Origin of the sequence: Leisingera sp. ANG-Vp, from assembly GCF_000813725.1 — a bacterium.
Taxonomy (GTDB): domain Bacteria; phylum Pseudomonadota; class Alphaproteobacteria; order Rhodobacterales; family Rhodobacteraceae; genus Leisingera.
The window spans coordinates 14,649-36,606 of sequence record NZ_JWLD01000066.1 but is presented as its reverse complement, the minus strand read 5'-3'; the positions used below and the strand labels follow the sequence as shown (position 1 = coordinate 36,606).

General features: G+C 61.9%; 24 protein-coding genes. 20 read left to right on the top strand and 4 right to left on the bottom strand.

What is annotated here, in order from left to right:
• Positions 1 to 2 precede the first annotated feature (2 nt).
• Together RA20_RS19510 and RA20_RS19505 are read right to left on the bottom strand one after the other, a co-directional pair.
• The gene (locus tag RA20_RS19510) at positions 3 to 920 is read right to left on the bottom strand and encodes a dihydrodipicolinate synthase family protein (protein ID WP_039132614.1); all 918 of its coding nucleotides are present in this window, start codon (positions 918 to 920) and stop codon (positions 3 to 5) included.
• 8 nt (positions 921 to 928) lie between these two features.
• Complete coding sequence (locus RA20_RS19505; RefSeq protein WP_039132611.1) at positions 929 to 1,639, bottom strand: GntR family transcriptional regulator; 711 nt, start codon at positions 1,637 to 1,639, stop codon at positions 929 to 931.
• Positions 1,640 to 1,804: 165 nt separating this feature from the next.
• Here RA20_RS19505 and RA20_RS19500 point away from each other — a divergent pair, with 165 nt between their 5' ends.
• The 16 genes from RA20_RS19500 (at position 1,805) to nqrF (ending at position 18,437) form a co-directional block, all read left to right on the top strand.
• Entirely contained in the window at positions 1,805 to 2,881 is a 1,077-nt protein-coding gene (locus tag RA20_RS19500; protein ID WP_052249092.1) for a quaternary amine ABC transporter ATP-binding protein, read from the top strand.
• A 12-nt stretch (positions 2,882 to 2,893) separates the two neighbouring features.
• On the top strand, positions 2,894 to 3,829 hold the full coding sequence (locus RA20_RS19495) for an ABC transporter permease (protein ID WP_039132610.1): 936 nt from the start codon (positions 2,894 to 2,896) through the stop codon (positions 3,827 to 3,829).
• Positions 3,830 to 3,878: 49 nt separating this feature from the next.
• Positions 3,879 to 4,868, top strand: coding sequence for a glycine betaine/L-proline ABC transporter substrate-binding protein ProX (proX, locus tag RA20_RS19490; RefSeq protein ID WP_039132608.1), 990 nt, complete (start codon positions 3,879 to 3,881; stop codon positions 4,866 to 4,868).
• 73 nt (positions 4,869 to 4,941) lie between these two features.
• Positions 4,942 to 5,892 (top strand): GlxA family transcriptional regulator, encoded by a 951-nt coding sequence (locus RA20_RS19485; protein ID WP_039132606.1) that lies wholly within the window; start codon positions 4,942 to 4,944, stop codon positions 5,890 to 5,892.
• 121 nt (positions 5,893 to 6,013) lie between these two features.
• Positions 6,014 to 6,928, top strand: a complete 915-nt coding sequence (locus tag RA20_RS19480; RefSeq protein WP_039132604.1) for a LysR substrate-binding domain-containing protein — start codon at positions 6,014 to 6,016, stop codon at positions 6,926 to 6,928.
• 95 nt (positions 6,929 to 7,023) lie between these two features.
• Positions 7,024 to 8,178: an aromatic ring-hydroxylating oxygenase subunit alpha gene (locus RA20_RS19475; RefSeq protein WP_039132602.1), complete on the top strand. Its 1,155-nt coding sequence runs from the start codon at positions 7,024 to 7,026 to the stop codon at positions 8,176 to 8,178.
• Entirely contained in the window at positions 8,175 to 9,626 is a 1,452-nt protein-coding gene (locus RA20_RS19470) for an aldehyde dehydrogenase family protein (protein WP_039132600.1), read from the top strand. The genes RA20_RS19475 and RA20_RS19470 overlap by 4 nt, the downstream gene beginning before the upstream one ends.
• A 3-nt stretch (positions 9,627 to 9,629) precedes the next feature.
• Positions 9,630 to 9,869, top strand: coding sequence for a hypothetical protein (locus tag RA20_RS19465; RefSeq protein WP_039132598.1), 240 nt, complete (start codon positions 9,630 to 9,632; stop codon positions 9,867 to 9,869).
• A gap of 94 nt (positions 9,870 to 9,963) precedes the next feature.
• Positions 9,964 to 11,058, top strand: coding sequence for an alcohol dehydrogenase family protein (locus RA20_RS19460; protein ID WP_039132596.1), 1,095 nt, complete (start codon positions 9,964 to 9,966; stop codon positions 11,056 to 11,058).
• The gene (locus tag RA20_RS19455) at positions 11,055 to 12,179 is read left to right on the top strand and encodes a mandelate racemase/muconate lactonizing enzyme family protein (protein ID WP_039132594.1); all 1,125 of its coding nucleotides are present in this window, start codon (positions 11,055 to 11,057) and stop codon (positions 12,177 to 12,179) included. Before RA20_RS19460 ends, RA20_RS19455 begins: the two co-directional genes overlap by 4 nt.
• A 403-nt stretch (positions 12,180 to 12,582) precedes the next feature.
• On the top strand, positions 12,583 to 13,926 hold the full coding sequence (locus RA20_RS19450; protein WP_039132592.1) for a Na(+)-translocating NADH-quinone reductase subunit A: 1,344 nt from the start codon (positions 12,583 to 12,585) through the stop codon (positions 13,924 to 13,926).
• A 5-nt stretch (positions 13,927 to 13,931) separates the two neighbouring features.
• On the top strand, positions 13,932 to 15,140 hold the full coding sequence (locus tag RA20_RS19445) for an NADH:ubiquinone reductase (Na(+)-transporting) subunit B (RefSeq protein ID WP_039132590.1): 1,209 nt from the start codon (positions 13,932 to 13,934) through the stop codon (positions 15,138 to 15,140).
• Positions 15,133 to 15,936, top strand: a complete 804-nt coding sequence (locus tag RA20_RS19440) for a Na(+)-translocating NADH-quinone reductase subunit C (RefSeq protein WP_039132588.1) — start codon at positions 15,133 to 15,135, stop codon at positions 15,934 to 15,936. Before RA20_RS19445 ends, RA20_RS19440 begins: the two co-directional genes overlap by 8 nt.
• Positions 15,936 to 16,589 (top strand): NADH:ubiquinone reductase (Na(+)-transporting) subunit D, encoded by a 654-nt coding sequence (locus RA20_RS19435; RefSeq protein WP_039132586.1) that lies wholly within the window; start codon positions 15,936 to 15,938, stop codon positions 16,587 to 16,589. Before RA20_RS19440 ends, RA20_RS19435 begins: the two co-directional genes overlap by 1 nt.
• Complete coding sequence (gene nqrE / locus RA20_RS19430; protein ID WP_019296950.1) at positions 16,589 to 17,197, top strand: NADH:ubiquinone reductase (Na(+)-transporting) subunit E; 609 nt, start codon at positions 16,589 to 16,591, stop codon at positions 17,195 to 17,197. Before RA20_RS19435 ends, nqrE begins: the two co-directional genes overlap by 1 nt.
• Positions 17,198 to 17,213: 16 nt before the next feature.
• Positions 17,214 to 18,437 (top strand): NADH:ubiquinone reductase (Na(+)-transporting) subunit F, encoded by a 1,224-nt coding sequence (nqrF, locus tag RA20_RS19425; RefSeq protein ID WP_039132577.1) that lies wholly within the window; start codon positions 17,214 to 17,216, stop codon positions 18,435 to 18,437.
• 123 nt (positions 18,438 to 18,560) lie between these two features.
• On the opposite strand, the gene RA20_RS19420 is transcribed toward nqrF, so the two are convergent.
• On the bottom strand, positions 18,561 to 19,139 hold the full coding sequence (locus tag RA20_RS19420) for a YceI family protein (RefSeq protein ID WP_039132575.1): 579 nt from the start codon (positions 19,137 to 19,139) through the stop codon (positions 18,561 to 18,563).
• 155 nt (positions 19,140 to 19,294) lie between these two features.
• Between RA20_RS19420 and RA20_RS19415 the strand changes: the two genes are divergently transcribed.
• A complete protein-coding gene (locus tag RA20_RS19415) occupies positions 19,295 to 19,738 on the top strand; it encodes a MarR family winged helix-turn-helix transcriptional regulator (RefSeq protein WP_082018069.1) in 444 nt (147 codons plus the stop codon).
• A gap of 18 nt (positions 19,739 to 19,756) precedes the next feature.
• Here the strand turns inward: RA20_RS19415 and RA20_RS19410 are convergent, their stop codons facing one another.
• Positions 19,757 to 20,281 carry a CBS domain-containing protein gene (locus tag RA20_RS19410; RefSeq protein WP_039132573.1) on the bottom strand — a complete coding sequence of 175 codons (525 nt, stop codon included), beginning with the start codon at positions 20,279 to 20,281 and terminating at the stop codon, positions 19,757 to 19,759.
• Positions 20,282 to 20,390: 109 nt separating this feature from the next.
• Here RA20_RS19410 and RA20_RS19405 point away from each other — a divergent pair, with 109 nt between their 5' ends.
• From RA20_RS19405 to nqrM, 3 genes are all read left to right on the top strand, one after another.
• Positions 20,391 to 20,579 (top strand): hypothetical protein, encoded by a 189-nt coding sequence (locus RA20_RS19405; RefSeq protein ID WP_039132571.1) that lies wholly within the window; start codon positions 20,391 to 20,393, stop codon positions 20,577 to 20,579.
• Positions 20,580 to 20,645: 66 nt separating this feature from the next.
• Positions 20,646 to 21,677, top strand: a complete 1,032-nt coding sequence (locus RA20_RS19400; protein ID WP_039132568.1) for an FAD:protein FMN transferase — start codon at positions 20,646 to 20,648, stop codon at positions 21,675 to 21,677.
• Between the two features lie 30 nt (positions 21,678 to 21,707).
• Positions 21,708 to 21,950 (top strand): (Na+)-NQR maturation NqrM, encoded by a 243-nt coding sequence (gene nqrM, locus RA20_RS19395; protein WP_039132566.1) that lies wholly within the window; start codon positions 21,708 to 21,710, stop codon positions 21,948 to 21,950.
• Positions 21,951 to 21,958: the final 8 nt, after the last annotated feature.

The window sequence follows — 21,958 nt, the reverse complement described above, 5'->3', positions numbered from 1 at the left end:
GATCAGCCCTCCGCCTCGATATCTGCGATTTTCTGTTTCAGCACGCGCACGACTTGCTCCAGCGCGCGTTTGTCATCCTTGTTCAGGCCCTTCAGCGGCGGACGCATGGCGCCTGCGGCGATGCCGTTCATGGTGACGCCGTGTTTGATGGTCTGGATGAACTTGCCGCCCTGCTCCAGTACCCGCATCATTGGCATCAGCGCCGACATGATCCGGCGTCCTTTGGCGAAGTTGCCCTCGATCACACAAGCCTTATAGAGCGCCACGTGTTCCTTCGGCAGGAAGTTCGAACCGCCGCAGACCCAGAAGGGCGCGCCCCAGGCAAAGAACTCCAGCGCCTGGTCGTCCATGCCGCAGCCCAGCTGGATGTGCGGATAGTCGCGGGCCAAGAGGTGCACCCGGTTGATATCGCCCGAGCTTTCCTTGATGCCGCAGAAATTGCGGCTGCGGCCAACCCGGTCGAGGAACTCCTCGCCCATCATGGTGCCGGTGCGGTGCGGGTAGTTGTAGAGCATCACCGGCAGATCGGCGGCCTTGTCGATGGCCAGCGCATTCAGCGCGTTTTCGCGGTCGGTCGGAACCGAGTAGGGCGGCGAGGCCAGCAGGATCGCATCGGCGCCGATGTACTTGGCGCCTTCGGCCAGCGCTATGGAGTCGCTGGTGAGCATCGCACCGGTGCCGACCACCAGGGGCAGGCGGCCCTTCAGCTGTTCATGGGTGAATTTGGCCAGCTCCAGCCGTTCCTCGACGGTCTGGGCATAGTTCTCGCCGGTTGAGCCGCCGGAGATCATCCCGTGCACGCCGTTCTCAACCAGGTATTCGATCACTTCGGCCTGGGCGTCCCAATTGACGCTGCCGTCCTCGTGATAGGGCGTCACCACAGGGGTGTAGATCCCTTCAAACTTGAAAATAGGGGTCATCTGCGTCCTCATGCAGGGGTTTTGCGCGCCACCGTCCCCAGCGGCACATCAAGCCCGGAGGGCATGACGAACAGCTCGATCTGGTCGCGCGACAGGTTCCAATGGTCGATCGCCAGCTGCCCCGCCGCCGCCTCGTCGCCGGCCTCGATGGCGGCGATGATGGCGTCATGCTGGGAGCTGGCCTCGCCCAGGTTTTCCGCCATCTGGCGGTCCTGGGGGCGGTAGAAGGTCATGCCGATGCGGGCATGATCAATCAGCAGGCGCTGAAAAGACGGGGCGAGATAGATGTTGTCGGCCATCTCGCCGGTGATCTCGTGAAAGCGGTTGTTGGCCATCGCCCGGTCGGCGCCGGAACCGGAGCGCAGCGCAGCCTTGAAAGCCTCCTGCGCTTCCTTCAGCTCGGCGATCTGCGCCTCGGTGGCGTTCTTGGCCGCCAGCTGCAGCACTGCGCCGTACATCATCGGCGCCGCCAGGAAGAAGTCCCGCAAAGTCATATGCGACATCTCGCTGACCCGCGCCCCGCGGTTTTCCCGCAGGTCGACATAGCCTTCGCCCGCCAGCTGCCGCAGCACCTCGCGCAGCGGCGTGCGCGACAATTCGAATTCTTCCGACAGCTTCGATTCGTCGAGATCGGCGCCCGGCCGCAGGGCAAGCGTCATGATGGCCTTTTTCAGGTGGCCATAAAGCTCTGCCTTTCTGCGTTTGGACGCGTCTTTCATTCAACTCTCCATCGTTGCCTATGAACCTGTCCGGCCAAGATGGCGCGGCAGAACGGGTTCGGCAACCTCATTGCTCAAATTGTGTTAGTGGAAAATACAAATTGTGTACAGAGAAAAAATATGCTGTATGCGAGTCGGATTTTGGAGGGGGAAAGACAGGTGACGATGCAACCTGATGATGCCGTGATCGACTGCCGCAATTTGTGGAAGATCTTTGGGCGCCGTGCGGATGAGGCGATGAAAGCCGTTCAGGAACAGGGCCTTGGGAAACTGGAAGTGCGCGACAAGTTCGACTGTGTGGTGGGGGTGCAGGATGCGACCTTTACCGTCGGCCGGGGCGAGATCTTCTGCATCATGGGCCTCTCAGGCTCCGGCAAGTCGACCTTGATTCGCCACGTGAACCGGCTGATTGAGCCCACATCCGGCCAGCTGTTCATCGAAGGCCAGGACGTCAATCAGCTGTCGGCGCGGGATCTGCGCGAGGTGCGGGCCGAGAAAATCGGCATGGTATTCCAGAATATGGCGCTGATGCCGCACCGCACCGTGCTGGACAATGTCTCCTTCAGCCAGGAAGTGCGCGGCCACGACCCCAAGGCGCGCCGCGAGAATGCGATGCGTGCCATCGACGCCGTGGACCTCAATGGCTGGGACCAGAAATACCCCGACGAACTTTCCGGCGGCATGCAGCAGCGCGTGGGTCTGGCGCGTGCAATTGCGGCGGACCCCTCGATCCTCTTGATGGACGAACCCTTCTCGGCCCTCGACCCGCTGATCCGCCGCCAGCTGCAGGACAAGTTCATGTCGCTGTCGGCTGAGATGAAGAAGACCACCCTGTTCATCACCCACGATCTGGATGAGGCGATCCGCATCGGCGACCGCATCGCCATCATGAAGGACGGCGCCCTGGTGCAGGTCGGCACACCCGAGGATATCGTCACCAACCCGGCTGATGACTATGTCGCTGACTTCGTGGCGGGCATCTCTAAGCTGGAGCTGATTTCCGCGGCCAAGATCATGACCCCGGTTGAGCAGTTCGAGCAATTGAACGGCCCTGCCAACACCGACAGCTGGCCCGAGGCGCATCCCGATCACTCTCTGGACGATCTGGTCAATCTTTCCATCGCCACCCAGCACCCGGTGGTGGTCAAAGCCGGCGGCAAAGCCATCGGCATTGTCACCAAGAACGCCCTGCTGCGCGGCATCCAGGGCGATGTCGAAGACGCAGCCAGCCTGAAGCACTAAGGAGCGGGACCCATGGCAGACAAAAAATTCAGCATTCTCGACCCGTTTTCCTCGGTCGATCTGGGGCTGGCGGAATCGGCGGACGGCGTGAAGCAATGGGCGATTGCGAACCGCGCGATCATCCAGCCGGTCAAGAAGTTCTTTAACGAGATGATTGTCGGCATCGACGCTGTGCTGAACGCGGTGCCGCCGATGATCATGCTGGTGATCCTGATCCTGATTGCCTGGCAGGCCGCGGGCCGCCGGGTGGCGGTTCTTGTGGGTGTTGCGATGTTCGCGCTTGGCTTCCTGTCGCCCAACGCCTGGGGGCTGGCGATGACCACGCTGGCGATTGTGGTCTCGGCGGTGATCCTCTGTTTCATCATCGGCCTGCCGCTGGGCATCCTTGCGGGCAAAAACGACCGGTTCGAAACCGCCATGCGCCCGGTGCTCGACACCATGCAGACCATTCCTGCTTTTGTGTATCTGGTGCCGGTGGTGATGCTGATCGGCATCGGCAATGTCTCCGGCGTGATCGTGACGATCATCTTTGCCCTGCCGCCGCTGATCCGACTGACCAGCTTGGGCATCCGCGGCGTGAACCCCTCAGTCGTCGAAGCCGCCCGCGCCTTTGGCGCCAACCCCCGCCAGATCCTGTTCAAGGTTGAGCTGCCGCTGGCGACTCCCACCATCCTGGCCGGCGTCAACCAGACCATCATGCTGTCGCTGTCGATGGTGGTGATTGCCTCGATGATCTCGGTCAAGGGCTTGGGCAATGAGGTGCTGCGCGCCATGGGCCGGCTGGATGCGGGCAAGGCGCTGGTTGGCGGCCTTGGCATCGTGATCCTGGCGATTGTTCTGGACCGCATCACCCAGGGCATGGGCCAGTCGGGCCGCGAACGCGGCCACCGCCACTGGTGGCAGGGCGGCCCCGTCGGCGCAGTGCTGCGCCTGGCGGGCAAGGCGTGACCGGCAAGACCTGATTTTCTTTCATCTGAACACCTAGGGAGGACTTTTTATGTTCAGAAAAACCGCACTGGCTGCGCTGGCAGCCACGACCATGCTGGCGGGCGCTGCCCTGGCGGCGGACAATCCCGGTGAAGGCGTCACCGTGCGCCCGGTGATCCAGCCGACCGTCGAGGAATTCTTCCAGGCCCGCATCGTGTTCCAGGCGCTCCGCGACCTCGGCTATGACGTGGCCGAGCCGGAAGAAGTGCTGGCCCAGACCATGCACCTGGCTCTGGGCACTGGCGACGCGGATTTCACCACCGCCTCCTGGAACAAGCTGCATGACAACTTCTTCCAGGAATCCGGCGGCGATGACGTGCTGGAGAAGGTCGGCTTCCTGATCGACGGAGCACTGCAGGGCTACCTGGTGAACAAGGCGGCTTATGAGGCCGGCGTGCAAAATCTGGGCGATCTGAAGGACCCGGCCAAGGCAGCGATGTTCGACGCTGATGGCGATGGCAAGGCTGATCTGGCCGGCTGCGTGCCCGGCTGGGGCTGCGAGCGCGTGATCGAGCATCAGCTGACCGAATTCGGCTTGCGCGACACCGTCAGCCACAACCAGGGTGAGTATAACGCCATCATCGCCGACACAGTTGCCCGCAACGCTGGCGGCGAAAACGTCCTCTACTACACCTGGACCCCCTACTGGGTCTCCGGCGAGCTTGTTCCGGGTGAAGACGTGGAGTTCCTGGCGGTGCCCTATTCCTCGCTGCCCGATGGCGCCACGGCTGAAACCACCTTCAACGGCAAGGATCTGGGCTTTGCGGTGGACAGCATCCGCATTGTCGCCACCGATGAGTTCCTGGACGCCAACCCGGCAGCTGCAAAGCTGTTCGAAGTGGCCCAGATCAGCATCAACGACATCTCCATCCAGAACAAGAAAGTTGCAGATGGCGAGGACAGCTCGGATGACATCGACCGCCACGTAGCAGAATGGATAGACGCCAACCGCGCTGCCTATGACGGATGGCTGGACGCCGCCCGCGCCGCAGCCAAGTAATAGGGGATAGACCCGACTCACTGGACTGTGCGGGGATACCTTCGCGCAGTCTGTTTCATTTCTGGGGCAAGCCATGACCAAGACACAGCATTTTGCCTTTCTCCTGGTGGAGGAATTCTCGCATCTCGCCTTTTCCTGCGCGGTGGAGCCGCTGCGCATTGCGAACCTGGTGAGCGGCGAGGATCTGTATGATTGGTCCTTCGGGTCGGAGAATGGCGAGACCGCCACCTGCTCCAATGGCTCGGTGACCCTGGTGCACTACGGGTTCGATGAGGTCCCGAAGTGCGACCAGCTGTTTGCCTTGTCGGGCATTCATATGCGCAATCATGTGACCAAGCCCTTGCTGGCCGCGCTGCGCCGGGAACGGGCGCGGGGCATCTCGGTTGGCGCGCTGTGCTCCGGCGCCTGGGTGCTGGCAGAGGCCGGGTTTCTGAACGGCATGCAGGCGGCGATCCACTGGGAATACCATGACAGTTTCATGGAGGCCTTTCCGGAGGTGAACCTGGTGCGCAGCGTCTTTGTCGCCGATGAAAAACATATGCCCGCCTCCGGCGGCACCGCCACGGCGGATCTGATGCTGCATCTGATCGAGCGCGAACACGGCTACGACCTTGCCGTCGCGGTGGCGGATCAGATGGTCTACAATGCGGTGCGCAATGCAACCGCTGAACAGAAGGTCTCGCTGCAATCGCGCAACGGCATGCGCAACACCCATCTGGCCCGCGCCATCCAGATGATGCACGACCATATCAGCGATCCTATCTCTCCCACCGTGATTGCCGAGGAAATCGGTATTTCCACCCGCCAGCTGGAGCGGCTGTTCGGCAAATACCTGAACACCTCGCCCAAGAAGTACTTCATGGAAATGCGCCTGGAACGGGCCCGCAACCTGCTGATCCAGACCGAGTCCTCGGTGACCGAGGTCGCTTTGGCCTGCGGTTTTGACAGCCCCGGCCATTTTTCGAGGGTCTATAAGGCAGCTTTCAATGTGACCCCGATGCTGCAGCGCGGGCGGATCGGCTAGCGCGCGGCAAGCGGCATAGGCGGCCGGAATTTTCGGACTAGCCAGCAAAGCTGCATTTCCCATATTGAAATGAAGCCTTTTCACCCCAGCCCTGTGGTCTGCCGCAGGCCAGGAGCCGCAGATGTCCCGCCGCCACTACAACTTGCCGCCGCTCACCACCCTGGCTGCTTTCGAAGCTGCCGCCCGGCATCTGAGCTTCAAGAACGCGGCCCAGGAACTCTCTGTCACCCCCGGCGCTGTCAGCCATCAGGTGAAGGCGCTGGAGGCGGAGCTGCAGGCGCCGCTGTTTCAGCGCAAGCACCGCGGGGTGGAACTGACCGACGAAGGCGAGGCGCTGTTTGAAACCTTGGCCTCGTCGTTTTCAAAGATTTCCCTCAGCCTCAAGACCATCCGTGACCGCCAGGCCGGCGACACCGTGACCATCGGGTCCACTTCGGCCGTGGCCTCGCTGTGGCTGTCGCCGTCGGTGGTGCGCTTCTGGGGCAAGAACCCGGATGTGAACGTCAACCAGATCGTGAACGACCGGCAGTTCCGCAGCATGCCGGATGTGGATTTCTATATCCGCTACGGGCGCGAACGGGACACCCGGCTGGAGCAGACAGAACTCTACCGCGACCACCTGGTGCCTGTCGGAAATGCGGAACTGGCCGAACGGCTTACCGGCTGCCCGCTGGAGGAGCTGGCGCAGCAGCGTCTGCTGCATCTGGAATCCGACGACAAAAGCTGGACAACCTGGGCCGACTGGTTTGCGCAGCTCGGCTACGAGGGGCCCATCGCACCCGGCGTGCGGGTGAACAACTATGCTGTTGCCTTGCAGGCGGCGCAGGACGGGGTCGGGCTGGTGCTGGGCTGGCAGCGGCTGCTGCACCCTTTGCTGACCACCGGCCAGCTGGTGCCGATCGGCCCGCATGTGCTGTCAGCGCCGCACGGGTTTCATCTGGTGGGCCGTGCGGATGCGGATCTGTCGGAATCCGCACGTTTGCTTCGCAATTGGGTGATTGACGAGGTCAATCGGGGCTCGGGTGAATCCAGCTAAGCCAAAGGCGAAAATTCCTGATATTGAGGGAATCCGAGCCCTCGCGTCTAACACTCCAAACGCGCCAGATACTTCCCAGCTTTGGAGAACCCCAGATGAACAAGCACGACACGCTTGCCCCGGTGATGGCTCCGGTCAACGTTGCAAACGGCCTGCCGAACGCCCATTACATCGACCCCGCCGTTTTTGCCGAAGAGAAACGTTCGGTTCTGTTCAAGAACTGGTCGGGCATCGGTTTTGGCAAGGACGTGCCGGAGCCGGGTTATGCCAAGCCGGTGGATTTCCTCGGCATGCCGCTGCTGATCGTGCGCGACAAAGACGGCGAGATCGGCGTTTTCCAGAACACCTGCCGCCATCGCGGTATGATCCTGGTCGAAAAAGCCGGCAAGATCCGCGGCGCCATCCGCTGCGCCTATCACAGCTGGTGCTATGGCCTCGACGGCCGTCTGGTCTCCACCCCGCATGTGGGCGGCCCCGGCAACAACAAGCATGAAGACATCAAGCTGGACGAGCTGGGCCTGGTGCGCATCCGCTCTTACGTCTGGCGCGACGTGGTCTTTGTGAACGTCGACGGCACAGCGCCGGAGTTCGAAGAGGCACACGCAGGCCTGCTGGAGCGCTGGAAAGAGTTCGAAACCCCTGTCTATCACGGCGGCGAAGGCTCCGGCTTCAAGCTGGAAGTCAAAACAAACTGGAAGCTGGCAGTCGAGAACTACTGCGAAAGCTACCACTTGCCGTGGGTGCATCCGGGGCTGAACAGCTATTCCCGCCTGGAAGACCATTACAACATCGAAGTGCCGGGCCATTACTCGGGCCAGGGTACTCTGGTCTATCGTCAAATGAAGGGCGAAGACGGCAAAGTGTTCCCGGACTTTGAGGGGCTCAGCAGCAAGTGGGACGAGGGCGGCGAATATGTGGCTGTCTACCCGAACGTCCTCCTGGGTGTGCAGCGCGACCATGCCTTTGCGATCATCCTGGAACCGGTCGATACCGAAAACACTGTTGAGCATATCGAGCTCTATTACGCAAAGCCGAACGAAGACACGCCGGAGCTGGACGCTTTGCGCGATGAGAACTCTAAACTGTGGAAGACCGTGTTCGAGGAAGACGTCTTTGTCGTTGAGGGCATGCAGAAGGGCCGCCACGGCGAGCTGTTCGACGGCGGCCGGTTCTCGCCGGCGATGGACGGACCGACCCATAACTTCCACGCCTGGGTGGCCGATCAGGTGACCAAAGGCCGCGGAGTATGAGTTCCTTTCTGAACGACGGGCTGGCCAGGAATTTCCTGGCCGGTGCCTGGGTCGAAGGCGACGGCGGCAATCGCATGTCCGTCGAAGACCCGGGCAACGCGGAACATGTGGCGGATTGTGCGCTGGCGGGCGAAGAGAGCCTCGCCAAAGCGCTGGACGCTGCCCGCACAAGTTTCGAACGCGGCGCCCTGGCCGCAATGCAGCCGTCCAAACGTGGCCAGTTGATGCAGCGGATCGCGGCTGAAATCCGCGGCATTGCGGATGAAGGCGCGGAACTTCTTTGCCGGGAGAGCGGCAAGAGCCTCAGCGCGGCGCATGACGAGTTCGAAGAAGCTGCGCAGTACTTCGAATACTACGGCGGCATGGCCGACAAGATCGAAGGCAAGTCGATCCCGCTTGGCCCCGATTACGCTGATTTTACGGTCTATGAGCCCTACGGCGTCTCTGCCCAAATCGTGCCGTGGAACTTCCCGGTGTCGATTGCCGCGCGCTCGCTGGCGCCGGCCATGGCTGCGGGTAATTCAGTGATCATCAAATCACCCGAGCTGGACCCGATGGCGCTCGCGATGCTGGGCGTGGCGCTGGAACGCGCCGATGTCCCCGCGGGGACAGTGTCTATTTTGAACGGCATCGGCGCAGACCTAGGCGCGCGGCTGGTGGAAAGCTCCGCCGTCGATCAGATCGTCTTCACCGGTTCGGTCCCGACCGGCCAGGCGATCTTGCGCGCCGCTGCCAACCCGGTGACGCCCGCGCTGATGGAGCTGGGCGGCAAATCTGCAGCGGTGGCGTTTGAGGACACCAATCTCGACACGCTGATGTCCTCCCTGCAAAGCGGCATCTTCTACAATGCCGGCCAGGTGTGTTCTGCCATGTCGCGGGTGTTGGTGCACCGCTCGATCTACGACGAAGCCGTCGAACGCGCGGCTGCGCTGGCCAATGGCCTCAGCGTCGGCCACGGTTTGGAAAACCCGGGCCTCACCCCGGTAATCTCGGCACGGCAGCTGGATGGCATCGAAACCCTGACCGCCACCGCCCGCCAAAGCGGGGCCCGCGCGGCATCGGGCGGTGCCCGGCTGGAGCGCGAGGGCTACTTCATGGCGCCGACCATCCTGGCAGATGTGGATCCTGCCTCCCGCGTGGCGCAGGAGGAGATCTTCGGCCCGGTCACCTGCTTCACGCCCTTCGACACCGAAGCCGAAGCGATTGCCATGGCCAACGGCACCGAGTTCGGGCTGGTGGCCGGCGTCTTCACCCGCGACCTTGCACGGGCGCATCGCGTTGCGAACCGCTTGCGGGCAGGGCAGGTCTTTGTGAACGAGTGGTTCGCGGGCGGCATCTCGACGCCGTTCGGCGGGGTTGGCAAGTCGGGCTTTGGCCGTGAAAAGGGATTGGAGGCGCTCTATAACTATGTGCGCACCAAGAACATCGCGATTTCGCTGAAGGGCTGAGCCATGGACCGCGACGACCTCGACCGCGCACTGCTCAAGGCGCATGAGGACAATGATCACGCCGAGCTGGTCCGGCTTTACACGCTGGCTGGTGACACGGCGGAAGACGCAGGCGACATTGACGCCGCCTGTTTCTTCCTGACCCACGCCTTTGTCTTTGCGCTGGAGGCCGGGCTTCCGGACGCCAAAGAGCTGAACCGCCGATTGGCGGAACGGGGCCGTGCGCACCCGCTGGAGCTCTGACACAAGTTTCAGGCTGCTGCCTCCGCAAGGGCAGCGGCCTGTTTTGGCCGGCAGGGGAGGGCCGGCCAATCTAACATCCGAAGGGAGAAAACCAATGATCCCCAATAAAATGGCAGCGGTCCTGCTGACCGGCCACGGCGGTATAGAGAAACTGGACTACCGCACCGACGTTGCCGTGCCGCAGCCCGGCCCCGGCGAGGTGCTGATCCGCGTCGCCGCAGCAGGCATCAACAACACCGACATCAACACCCGCATCGGCTGGTACTCAAAGGCGGTCGATGCCGATACCAACGCGGGCGGTGCCGCCGGGTTTGACAGCGTCAACGATGACGACGCCAGCTGGTCCGGAAAACCGCTGGAGTTCCCCCGCATTCAGGGTGCGGACGCGTGCGGCCATATCGCCGCAGTGGGCGAGGGGGTGGACCCGGCTCGGATCGGCGAGCGGGTGCTGGTGCGCAACATGTTAAGGACCTATGTGGACTACCGCCCCTATGAATGCTGGACCTTCGGCAGCGAATGCGACGGCGGTTTTGCCCAGTTCGCAGTGGCGCCGGCGCGCGAAACCCATGCGGTGAACTGCGACTGGTCCGACGCGGAACTGGCCTCGATCCCCTGCGCTTACTCCACTGCTGAGAACATGCTGCACCGGGTTGGTCTGGGTGCGGAAACCGTGCTGATCTCCGGCGCCTCCGGCGGCGTGGGGTCTGCCGCCGTGCAATTGGCCAAACGCCGCGGCGCCACCGTGATTGCGTTGTCCTCTGCCGCCAAGGCGGATGAGGTGCTGGCGCTTGGGGCCGATCGCGTTGTCGACCGCAATGCCGATCTGGTGAAGGAGCTGGGCGAAGGCTCCATCGATGTGGTGGTTGATCTGGTGGCCGGGCCGCAGTGGCCCTCGTTCCTTGATGTGTTGCGCCGGGGCGGGCGCTACACCACCGCGGGCGCCATCGCCGGGCCGATCAGCGAGATCGACGTGCGCACGCTGTACCTCAAGGACCTGACCCTGATGGGCTGTACCTTCCAGGAAGATGAGGTGTTCGCCAACTTGATCTCTTACATCGAGGCCGGTGAAATCCGCCCGTTGGTCGCCGCAACCTATCCGCTCAGCGAGATTGCCACGGCGCAGGAGGATTTCCTGAGCAAGAAGCACACCGGCAAGCTGGTGCTGATGATCCCGGATGCCGCGTCATGAAGATCAGGAAAATCGAGCTGTATCAACTGGATCTGCCCTACTCGGGCGGCGTTTACATGCTGTCGGGCGGGCGCGAGTACCGCAGCTTTGATGCGTCTTTCGTGCGCATCACCACCGATACGGGCCTTGAGGGTTGGGGCGAAAGCACGCCGTTTGGCTCCACTTATATCGCCTCGCACGCCTTGGGCGCCCGCGCCGGGATCGCCGAAATTGCGCCGTATCTTCTGGGCCGCGACCCGCGGCAGATGGACCGGATCAACGAGGCGATGGACGAAGCGCTGGTCGGCCACAACCACGCCAAGTCGGCCGTCGACCTGGCCTGCTGGGATCTGTTCGGCAAGTCGGTGAACATGCCGGTTTGCGAGTTGTTGGGCGGCTCGACCGGGAAACGCCTGCCGGTGATCTCCTCTATCTACGCAGGCAGCCCGGAAGACATGCGCGCCCGCGTCGCGCAGCACCGCGAGATGGGGTATCTGGGCCATTCGGTGAAAATCGGTGCGATGGACAGTGAAGGCGGCCCGGCGCTGGATGCCGAACGCATCCGCGCCTCGCTGGCCGACCGGCAGCCGGGCGAGTTTTTCCTGGTCGATGCCAATGGCGGGCTGACGCCGGAAACTGCTCTGCGCATGCTGCGAATGCTGCCCGAGGGGGTGGACTTTGTGCTGGAGGCCCCCTGCAAGACCTGGCGCGAGACCATGTCGCTGCGCAAACGCTGCAATGTGCCGATCATTCTGGACGAGCTGGTGCAGCAAGATGAGGACATTGCCCTGATGCTGGCCGAAGACGTGGCAGATGGCATTGGCCTAAAGATCTCCAAGGCCGGCGGGCTGACCCATGGGCGGCGGCACCGGGACATGTGCCTCGCCTCGGGCGCGACGGTCAGTGTTCAGGACACGGTCGGCTCGGTGGTGGCGTTCTCGGCCATTGCGCATCTGGGTGCGACCGTGCCCGAACGCTCCCTGCGCTGTATTCTGGACTGCCGCGATATGGTGACGCTGAAGACGGCGGAGTTCGATGCGCCGGTCCAGGATGGCGGCGTGCTGGTGCCGGATGCGCCGGGACTGGGCATCACCGTCGACCGCGGCCTGATGGGTGACCCGCAAGCGGTCTGGGAACTGTAACGCCGCCTCGGACACCAGCACCTGTCGCGAATCATATTCCGGGTGTCGCTTGCGTTAGCGCCATCAAACTGATCCGCCCCGGCAGACCCAGGTTTGCCGGGGCGTTTTGTCCACAGGGCTGGGCTTTGGTTGCCGGTTCCGCGGGCCGGATCTGACGTATTAACAGGCCCCGGATGCGGCATTCTGGCTTAGAAGCTGCGATCACGAAGGAATTTACCCGGCTGGCGGGGAGGCGGCCTTGCCATTCGGCGGCAAATTTGATTCGAGTGCGCCGGATCAAACTAGGCCGGACCCGGCTGGCAAAGAGTCAAAAGCGACCGCTTACTTGCGTTTTCTTTGTCTCTGCCGCCGGAAACAGATAAGAACCGCCACGGGAATCGGCCTCGGAAGGACGTAGCGCAATATGAAAACATTTAACTTGAGGAAGGGGCTGGATCTGCCGGTGACAGGCGCACCGGAGCAGACCATTCACCCCGGCCCGGCCATCACCTCGGTGGCGGTGCTGGGCCCCGACTATCTGGGCCTGAAACCCCGCATGCTGGTGCAGGAAGGCGAGGAGGTCAAACGCGGCACTCCGCTGTTCTGCCACAAGGATGCCGAAGCCGCGATGATGGTGGCGCCGATGACCGGCAAGGTCGTGGCGATCAACCGCGGCGCCCGCCGGGTGCTGCAAAGCGTGGTGATCGAGGTGTCCGATGCCGAGGATAAAGGCATCGATTTTTCCGCCACCGGCAACGGCGATACCGCCGAAGGGCTGACCGATAAGCTCTGCGCCGCTGGTTTGTGGACCTCCTTCCGCACCCGTCCCTATTCCAAGATGCCGGTGCCGGGCTCCAAGCCGGGTGCGATCTTTGTCACTGCGATGGACAGCGAGCCGCTGGCCGCCGATGCCGCGCTGATCATCAGCGAAGCAGGAGAGGCGTTCGAGGCCGGCCTGAAAGCGCTGACCCTTTTGACCGAGGGCACCACCTACCTGTGCCAGAAAGCTAGCGACAGCATTCCGGGCGGCGATATTGCCGGGGTTGAGGCGGCTGCCTTCTCCGGCCCGCATCCCTCCGGCCTGGCGGGCACCCACATCCACTTCCTGAACCCGGTGCGCGCCGAGGATCAGGTTTGGACGATTTCCTATCAGGATGTGATCGCCATTGGCCGCTTGCTGCAGACTGGTCATCTGGATCCTTCCATTGTTGTGGCGCTGGCCGGTCCCGTTGCACGGTCGCCGCGTCTGGTGCGGACCGTTATGGGCGCCTCCACCGACGAGCTGACCCGCGGCGAGATTGCTGCGGATGGTCCCGTCCGGGTGATCTCCGGGTCGATCCTGTCGGGCCGTCAGGCCGCGGACACGTTTGCGTACCTCGGCCGTTTTGCGCGTCAGGTTGCCATCATAAAGGAAGACCGCGAGCAGATCCCGCTGGGCTGGATCCGTCCGATGGCCAGTAAATATGCGGTGCAGCCGGTTCTGGGCTCGGCCCTGACCAGCAAACTGTTCGGCCTGACCAGCAACCTCAATGGCGGCCGCCGCGCGATGGTGCCCACCGGCACGTTTGAGCAGCTGATGCCGCAGGACTACCTGCCGACGCAATTGCTGCGCGCGCTGCTGGTCATGGACACTGACACCGCACAGGCACTGGGTGCGCTGGAGCTGGACGAAGAGGACATGGGCCTCGTCGGCTTTGCCTGCCCGGCCAAGTACGAATACGGGCTGGCGCTGCGCGACTGCCTGACCAAGATTGAAAAGGAGGGCTGAGCCGGATGGGATTGCGCAGCTTCTTTGACAGGATCGAGCCCCATTTCGAGAAGGGCGGCAAGTACGAGAAGTACTTCCCCGTCTATGAGATGGTGGAGTCCTTCCTTTACACCCCTAAGACCGTCACCTCGGTGGCGCCGCATGCCCGCTCATACGTCGATATGAAGCGGATCATGACCTACGTGGTGATTGCCACCATCCCCTGCATCCTGTGGGGCATGTGGAACACCGGCTACCAGGCAAACTCGGCAATTGCCGAGCTGGGGGCTGATGCGGCCACCGGCTGGCGGATTGCCATCCTGAACATGCTGGGCGTGTCGCTGGACGCGGCGAACCCGATGGCGAATATCGCGCACGGGTTCCTGTACTTCCTGCCGATCTACATCGTGACACTGGTTGCGGGCGGCATCTTTGAAGTCATCTTTGCCACTGTACGCGGCCATGAAGTCAACGAAGGCTTCCTGGTTACTTCGATGCTCTATACCTTGATCATGCCGGCCTCGACGCCGCTGTGGCAGGTGGCGCTTGGCATCATCTTCGGCGTGGTGATCGGCAAGGAGGTCTTTGGCGGCACCGGCAAGAACTTCCTGAACCCTGCGCTGACTGGCCGTGCCTTCCTGTACTTCGCTTATCCCGCCAACATGTCGGGCGACAGTGTCTGGACCCCGGTTGACGGCTTCTCCGGCGCGACTGCGCTGGGTGTCTCCGCAGCCGAGGGCGTGCAGGCGCTGGCGGCTAAGGGCATCGAATGGTCTGACGCTTTCTATGGCACCATTCAGGGCAGCTTTGGCGAGACCTCGACCCTGGCCTGCGCCATTGGCCTCGTGTTCCTGCTGGCAACCAAGATTGCCAACTGGCGCCTGATCGTTGGCTGCCTGGGCGGCATGATTGCGTTTTCGCTGCTGCTGAACGTCATTGGTTCCGACACCAACCCGATGTTTGCCATGCCGTGGTACTGGCACTTGGTGCTGGGCGGTTATGCCTTTGGCCTGGTGTTCATGGTGACCGAACCGGTTTCGGCGTCGCACACCAACGCCGGCCGCTACATCTATGGCGCGCTGATCGGTGTGATGGTGGTGCTGATCCGGGTGCTGAACCCGGCCTTCCCGGAAGGTATGATGCTGGCCATCCTGTTCGGCAACGTCTTTGCACCGCTGATCGACTACTTCGTCGTGCAGGCAAACATCAAACGGAGGGCGCGCCGCCATGGCTGAGACCCAAAGCAAAGGCCTCATTGGCCGCTTCCTCGCCGCGTCTCCGGACTCGGTCGGCAAGACCCTGGTGATCGCAGTTGGCGTCTGCCTGCTGGCCTCGATGATCGTGTCCACCGCCGCCGTGTCCCTGCGCCCGGTGCAGGAGATCAACAAGAAACTCGACAAGCAGCTGAACGTTCTGCAGGTGGCGGGCCTTTATCAGCCCGGCCAGGATGTGGCCGAAGCCTTCAAAGCGTTTGAGCCGCAGGTGCTGGACCTGCAGACCGGCAAGTTCACCGATCAGTTCGACGCCGCCAGCTTTGACGACCGCGCTGCCGCGCAGGATCCGGAGCTGAGCCGCGCGCTGGACGTGGACCCGGCGGGTATTGGCCGCCAGTCGCGTTACAAGACAGTTTACCTGCTGCGGGACGAAGCAGGCGCGCTGGACAAGGTGATCCTGCCGGTCCACGGCTATGGCCTCTGGTCCACGCTCTATGGCTTCATCGCGGTTGAGGAAAACGGCAACGATATCTTTGGCCTGCAGTTCTATCAGCACGGCGAAACCCCGGGCCTTGGCGCCGAGGTGGACAACCCGCGCTGGAAGTCCTTGTGGAGCGGCAAGAAACTGCATGATGCTGAAGGCACCCTGCAGATCACTGTTGCCAAGGCGCAGGGTCCGGCCGGACCTGACCACCACATCGACGCGCTGGCCGGTGCCACGCTGACCTCGGTGGGTGTCGATAACCTGGTGAAATTCTGGATGGGCGAAGAGGGCTACGCACCCTTCCTGGCCGCCCTGCAAGCGGGAGAGTTCTGATGGCGCAGACCAAGAAAGAAATGCTGGTCGACCCATTGGTCGACAACAACCCGATCACCCTGCAGGTTCTGGGCATCTGCTCGGCGCTGGCGGTGACCTCCTCGCTGCAGGTGGCCTTTGTGATGACCCTGGCGGTGACCTTTGTGACCGCGTTCTCGTCGATGTTCATCTCGATCCTGCGCAACCAGATCCCCAGCTCGATCCGGATCATCGTGCAGATGGTGATCATCGCTTCGCTGGTGATCCTGGTGGACCAGGTGCTGAAGGCCTACGCCTTTGAGATCTCGAAAACCCTGTCGGTCTTCGTCGGCCTGATCATTACCAACTGCATCGTGATGGGCCGCGCCGAGGCCTTTGCCATGAGCAATCCGCCGGTCGCGTCCTTCATCGACGGCATCGGCAACGGTCTGGGCTATGGTCTGATCCTGATGCTGGTGGGCGTGATCCGCGAGCTGTTCGGCTCCGGCTCCCTGTTCGGCATCACCATCCTGGAAACCGTGAACAACGGCGGCTGGTATGTCCCGAACGGCATGCTGCTGCTGCCGCCTTCGGCGTTCTTCGTGATCGGCCTGCTGATCTGGGCCTTCCGCACCTGGAAACCGCAGCAGGTGGAAGAGCGTGAATACAAAATCCAATCCGTGGAGGCGCACTGATGGAAGGGCTGATTTCACTCGCCGTTAAGGCCATCTTTGTCGAGAACCTCGCGCTCTCCTTCTTCCTGGGCATGTGTACCTTCATCGCGGTGTCCAAGAAGATCTCCACCGCGCTGGGTCTGGGGATTTCGGTGATGCTGGTGCAGGCCATCACCGTGCCGACCAACAACCTGCTGCTGACCTATCTCTTGAAGCCGGGCGCGCTGGCCTGGGCGGGCTTCCCGGATGTGGACCTGACCTTCCTTGGCCTGATCTCCTACATCGGGGTGATCGCGGCGATGGTGCAGATCCTGGAGATGATCCTCGATAAGTATTTCCCGCCGCTTTACAACGCGCTGGGTGTCTTCCTGCCGCTGATCACGGTGAACTGCGCGATCCTCGGCGGCTCGCTGTTCATGGTGGAACGCGACTACAACTTTGCTGAGGCAACCACCTATGGTCTGTCCTCCGGCTTTGGCTGGGCGCTGGCAATCACCGCAATGGCGGGCGTGCGCGAGAAGCTGAAGTATTCCGACGTGCCGGACGGTCTGCAGGGCCTGGGCATCACCTTTATCACCGCAGGTCTGATGGCGATGGCCTTCATGTCCTTCAGCGGCGTCAAACTGTAAGGGAGCGTCTGAAGTTATGGAAACTTTCTCGCTCGGCGTTGTCCTGTTCACGTTGATCGTGCTGGCGCTGGTGGCCATCATTCTGGCCGCCCGCTCTCGCCTGGTCTCGACCGGCAACGTCAACATCACCATCAACGGTGAAAAAACCATCTCAGTGCCTGCAGGCGGCAAGCTCTTGCAGACACTGGCGGCTGAAAAGCTGTTTGTCCCCTCCGCCTGCGGCGGCGGCGGCACCTGTGCCCAGTGCCGGGTGCGTGTGCATTCCGGCGGCGGTTCGATCCTGCCGACCGAGGAAAGCCACATCACCAAGCGCGAGGCCTCCTGCGGCGACCGCCTGTCCTGCCAGGTTGCGGTCAAGCAGGACATGGAAGTCGAAGTTCCCGAAGAGGTCTTCGGCGTCAAGAAATGGCGCTGCAAGGTGCGCTCGAACGACAACGTGGCGACCTTCATCAAGGCGTTGGTTCTGGAACTGCCCGAAGGCGAAGACGTGAACTTCCGCGCCGGCGGCTATATCCAGATCGAAGCGCCTGCGCACCAGCTCTCCTACACCGATTTCGACGTGCAGGAAGAATACCGCGAGGACTGGGACCGCTTTAACCTATGGCAGTACAAGTCCGTTGTGGATGAGCCGGTTGAGCGTGCTTACTCGATGGCGAACTACCCGGACGAAAAGGGCATCATCATGCTGAACGTCCGCGTCGCTTCGCCGCCGCCGGGTTCCAGCGACATTCCGGCCGGCAAGATGTCGTCCTACATCTTCAACCTGAAGCCGGGTGATGAAGTCACCATCTCGGGCCCGTTCGGCGAGTTCTTCGCCCGCGAGACCCAGAAGGAAATGGTCTTCATCGGCGGCGGTGCAGGCATGGCGCCGATGCGCAGCCACATCTTCGACCAGCTGAAGCGTCTGCAGAACCGCGACCGCAAGATCAGCTTCTGGTACGGTGCGCGTTCCAAGAAAGAGATGTTCTTTGTCGAGGACTTCGACCAGCTTGCCGAAGAGTTCGACAACTTCGAATGGCATGTGGCTCTGTCCGATGCCCAGCCCGAGGACGACTGGAAAGGCTACACCGGCTTTATCCATAACGTTCTGTTCGAGGAATACCTCAAGAACCACCCGGCGCCGGAAGACTGCGAGTTCTACATGTGCGGCCCGCCGATCATGAACCAGTCGGTGATCAACATGCTGCTGGATCTGGGCGTGGACCGCGAGGACATCATGCTGGATGACTTCGGCGGCTAAGCCGTATAGCAGAGCAAAAAAGAAGCCCCGGATGGAAACATCCGGGGCTTTTGCGTTTTTCGATGATGGAGCCGGGGGAGGGGGTTGTCATCTCTGCCCCTCCGCGCCCGGCTTTTGCAGCGGTTATTCCGCCTTCATCTCGGTGCTGATACGGATGGTGATCGGGCCGGTGGAGAAGCCGCCAACGCCAAACGCCTGATGGTCGATGGTGGTAGAGGCCTCGAATGCCGCCCAGTCGCCCTGGTAGTATTCGATCACGCCGCCCAGCGGATGCGGGCCGAAATGGGTCATGGTGGTGTCCAGCACAACCGACTGCGTGGTTCCGTGAATGGTCAGGTCGCCGGTTACCTTGGCACTCTTGTCGCCGGTCTTTTCAATCCCGGTGCTGACAAAGGTGATTTCCGGGTAGGTTTCCACTTCCAGGAAGTCAGCGCTGGAAAGGTGGTCGTCCAGCGGCCCAAAGCCGGTGGCCAGGCTTTTTGCGTTGATGGTCACATTCAGCGAGGCCGCTTCGGGGTTTTCCGGATCGATGTCCAGGGTGCCCGAAGCTTCGGTGAATTCGCCGCTCTGGACTGAGACGCCGGCGTGACTCCAGCTGAACTGGACTTCTGTATGGCCTTGGTCGGTTTTGTAAGTGGTTGCAAAGGCGGCGGGCGCTGCAAGCAGGGCTGCAGTTGCGAGCGAAGCAATCTTGATCATCATGACGGTATCCCTGTCTGATTTCAGTCTTGGTGCAAATGTGAAGTTTGGGGATCGTGTAACGTATTGAACCCGAGATAGATGCTATGGCATGTATTTTCGTGTATCCACCGGAAACTCTTCGGCAAGCCCGCACACTCACTCATATGTGAACGCACATGACACCGAGCAGACGTGAAACCAAAATCTGGGTTCTTCTGAACCGAGCCTACCGGCAGACCCACCGTGAGATGGAAACTGAATTGCGTGAAGCCGGACTGCCCAGCTTGCGCTGGTATGACGTATTGTGGGGAATCGAAATGACGGGCGAGGGCGGAGTGCGTGCCTTTGAACTGACGAAGAACCTGCTGTTCGAGCAGTCTAACCTGTCGCGGATCCTGGCCCAGATGGCAAAGCAAGGGCTGATCCGGGAAACAGTCTGCAGCCTGGACCGGCGCGGCAAGGTGCTTCACATCACGCCCGATGGCGCGGCGCTGCGGTTGAAGATGTGGGAGATCTACGGACCGGCTATCACGCGCAACATGGAAGCATTGGCGGGGGCGGAAGGCCTGCCCGAGTTTCTGGAGATTCTGCAGGAGACAGGCGGTGGGCCATTTCCTTGACCCGCCGCCGCCAAATTCCTAGCCGACGATCATCTGCTTCATGCGCAGGGTCTCGTACTCCAGTTCCTTAAGGCGGAAATTGACCACGTCACCGACGGTGATCATGCCCGCCAATTTGCCGTCCTTGATCACCGGCATGTGGCGGAACCGGCCTTCGCTCATCACTTTCAGCACGTCATGCAGGTAATCCTCCGGCGTGCAGGTCTTCACATTGGTGGTCATCAAGGCGCTGACTTCCTGCGGCAGGGTCTGGCCGGGCGTTTCTGCCATCCGGCGCACGATGTCGCGTTCCGACAGGATGCCCTGCAGGTCGCCGTTCTGATCCGTCACCACCAGGGCGCCGATGTGCTTCTCCTTCAAAACACCCACAACGTGGCCGATGGTATCATTGGGCCGTACCGCAAAGATGGCGTCCCCCTTGCCCTCCAGCAGCTTGGCTACTGTGGTCTGCGCGTGCGACAGGTTTGAATCGGCGGACTGGCTGTAAGTGTGCTTGTCCTCCTTGTCGCCCCGCATTGGAGCTTGGTATGAGGTCGGTGCCATGTACGGGTCTCCTCCTATCCTGAACCAGGTGACAGGTTCATCTTAACGCGGGAATACGATCCGGGAAGGGGCGAAATGACGCGAGCGCTAACATAGGCGGGAAAACAACATGTTCGAGACCCTCTACCTGACCCCCGTCACCGGCGCGCTGACCGTGTTCCTGGTGGTGGTCTGCGGCCACCTCTACCGGCAGAACTGGAAAACCCAGCCGCCCAATGCCCGGTTCCGCTCCTGGCTGTTCGGGGTGCCGGCGGCGCTTGGGCTGCTGGCGCTGGCCTTTGTGCCGTTGAAGTTCTGAGGCGGATTTGACTCTGCGGCGGGGCGGGGGCATAGCAACGCAAGTTGTTCCGCCGGAGGTTGCCCGATGTCCAAACGCTTGCTGCTTGTTCTGATCCTGCCTGTGATGCTGCTTGCGGGCTGCTGGTTCGGCAATCAGCCGGAAGAGGTGCGGCTGTCAGGGCAGACGATGGGGACCACATACAACGTGATCGCCATAGGCGAGGATCTGAACCAGGAAACACTGGCCGCCGAGGTGGAGGCAACCCTGGCCGCGGTCAATGCCAAGATGTCGAACTGGGATCCGGCCTCCGAGGTTTCAACATTCTCGGCCGCGCGCAGCACGGCGCCGGTACGGGTGTCGCCGGAGTTTGCCCATGTTCTGGCCACGGCAGACAGCGTGCACGAAAAGACCGGCGGCAGGTTCGATGTGACCCTTGGCCCGCTTATCGAGCTGTGGGGCTTTGGCCCGCGCAAGCCTGAAGACCCTGTGCCTGCGGATGCAGAGATTGCCAAGGCACTGGAAGGGGTCGGCCAGGCGCGGCTTCTGACCCTGGATGTTTCGGCCGGAACTTTGAAGAAGTCGGCGCCGGAGACCGGCATCAATCTGTCTGCCATCGCCAAAGGCTACGGTGTTGATGCGGTTGCCGGGACACTCGAAAGCTTCGGGGTGGAAAACTACATGGTCGAGATCGGCGGTGATCTGGTGACCAAAGGGGAGAACGCCAAGGGCGAAGCCTGGCAGATCGGTATCGAGAAACCGGATGCTGCGGCGCAGACCGTGCAACTGATCGTACCGGTGAGCAACTACGGATTGGCGACTTCGGGCGACTACCGTAATTACTTTGAACACAAGGGCGTGCGCTATTCCCACATCCTGGACCCGGTGTCCGGGCGCCCGGTGACGCACAGTACAACTTCGGTCACGGTGATTGCAGAGAACGCCATGCTGGCGGATGCTTGGGCCACAGCGATGCTGGTTCTGGGCAGCGCAGACGGGCTGAAGCTGGCCGAGCAGCATAAACTTGCCGTGTTTTTCATCGATCGGGACGTGCAAGCCGGCGGGAATGCCTATATGACGTCGCAAAGCGCTGCCTTTGAGGCGCTGACCGGAAACTGAGCCGCCAAGCCTTTTTGCGAGGGACGACAAATGAGCACCTTTCTCCTGGCCTTCTTTGTGCTGCTGATCGTGACCCTGGGCATGTCGCTGGGTGTCATTCTGATGGGTAAGAAGATCAAAGGCAGCTGCGGCGGTCTGAATGCGATCTCTGGTGCCGACAAATGCGTGGTCTGCTCCAAGGACATTGACCCCGACAGCCCGCTGCGCGACAAGCTGCAGTGCAAGCGCGCGCGGCAGATGGTCGAACGGATGCAGGAAGAGCAGAAGGCCTGAGGCTGGCC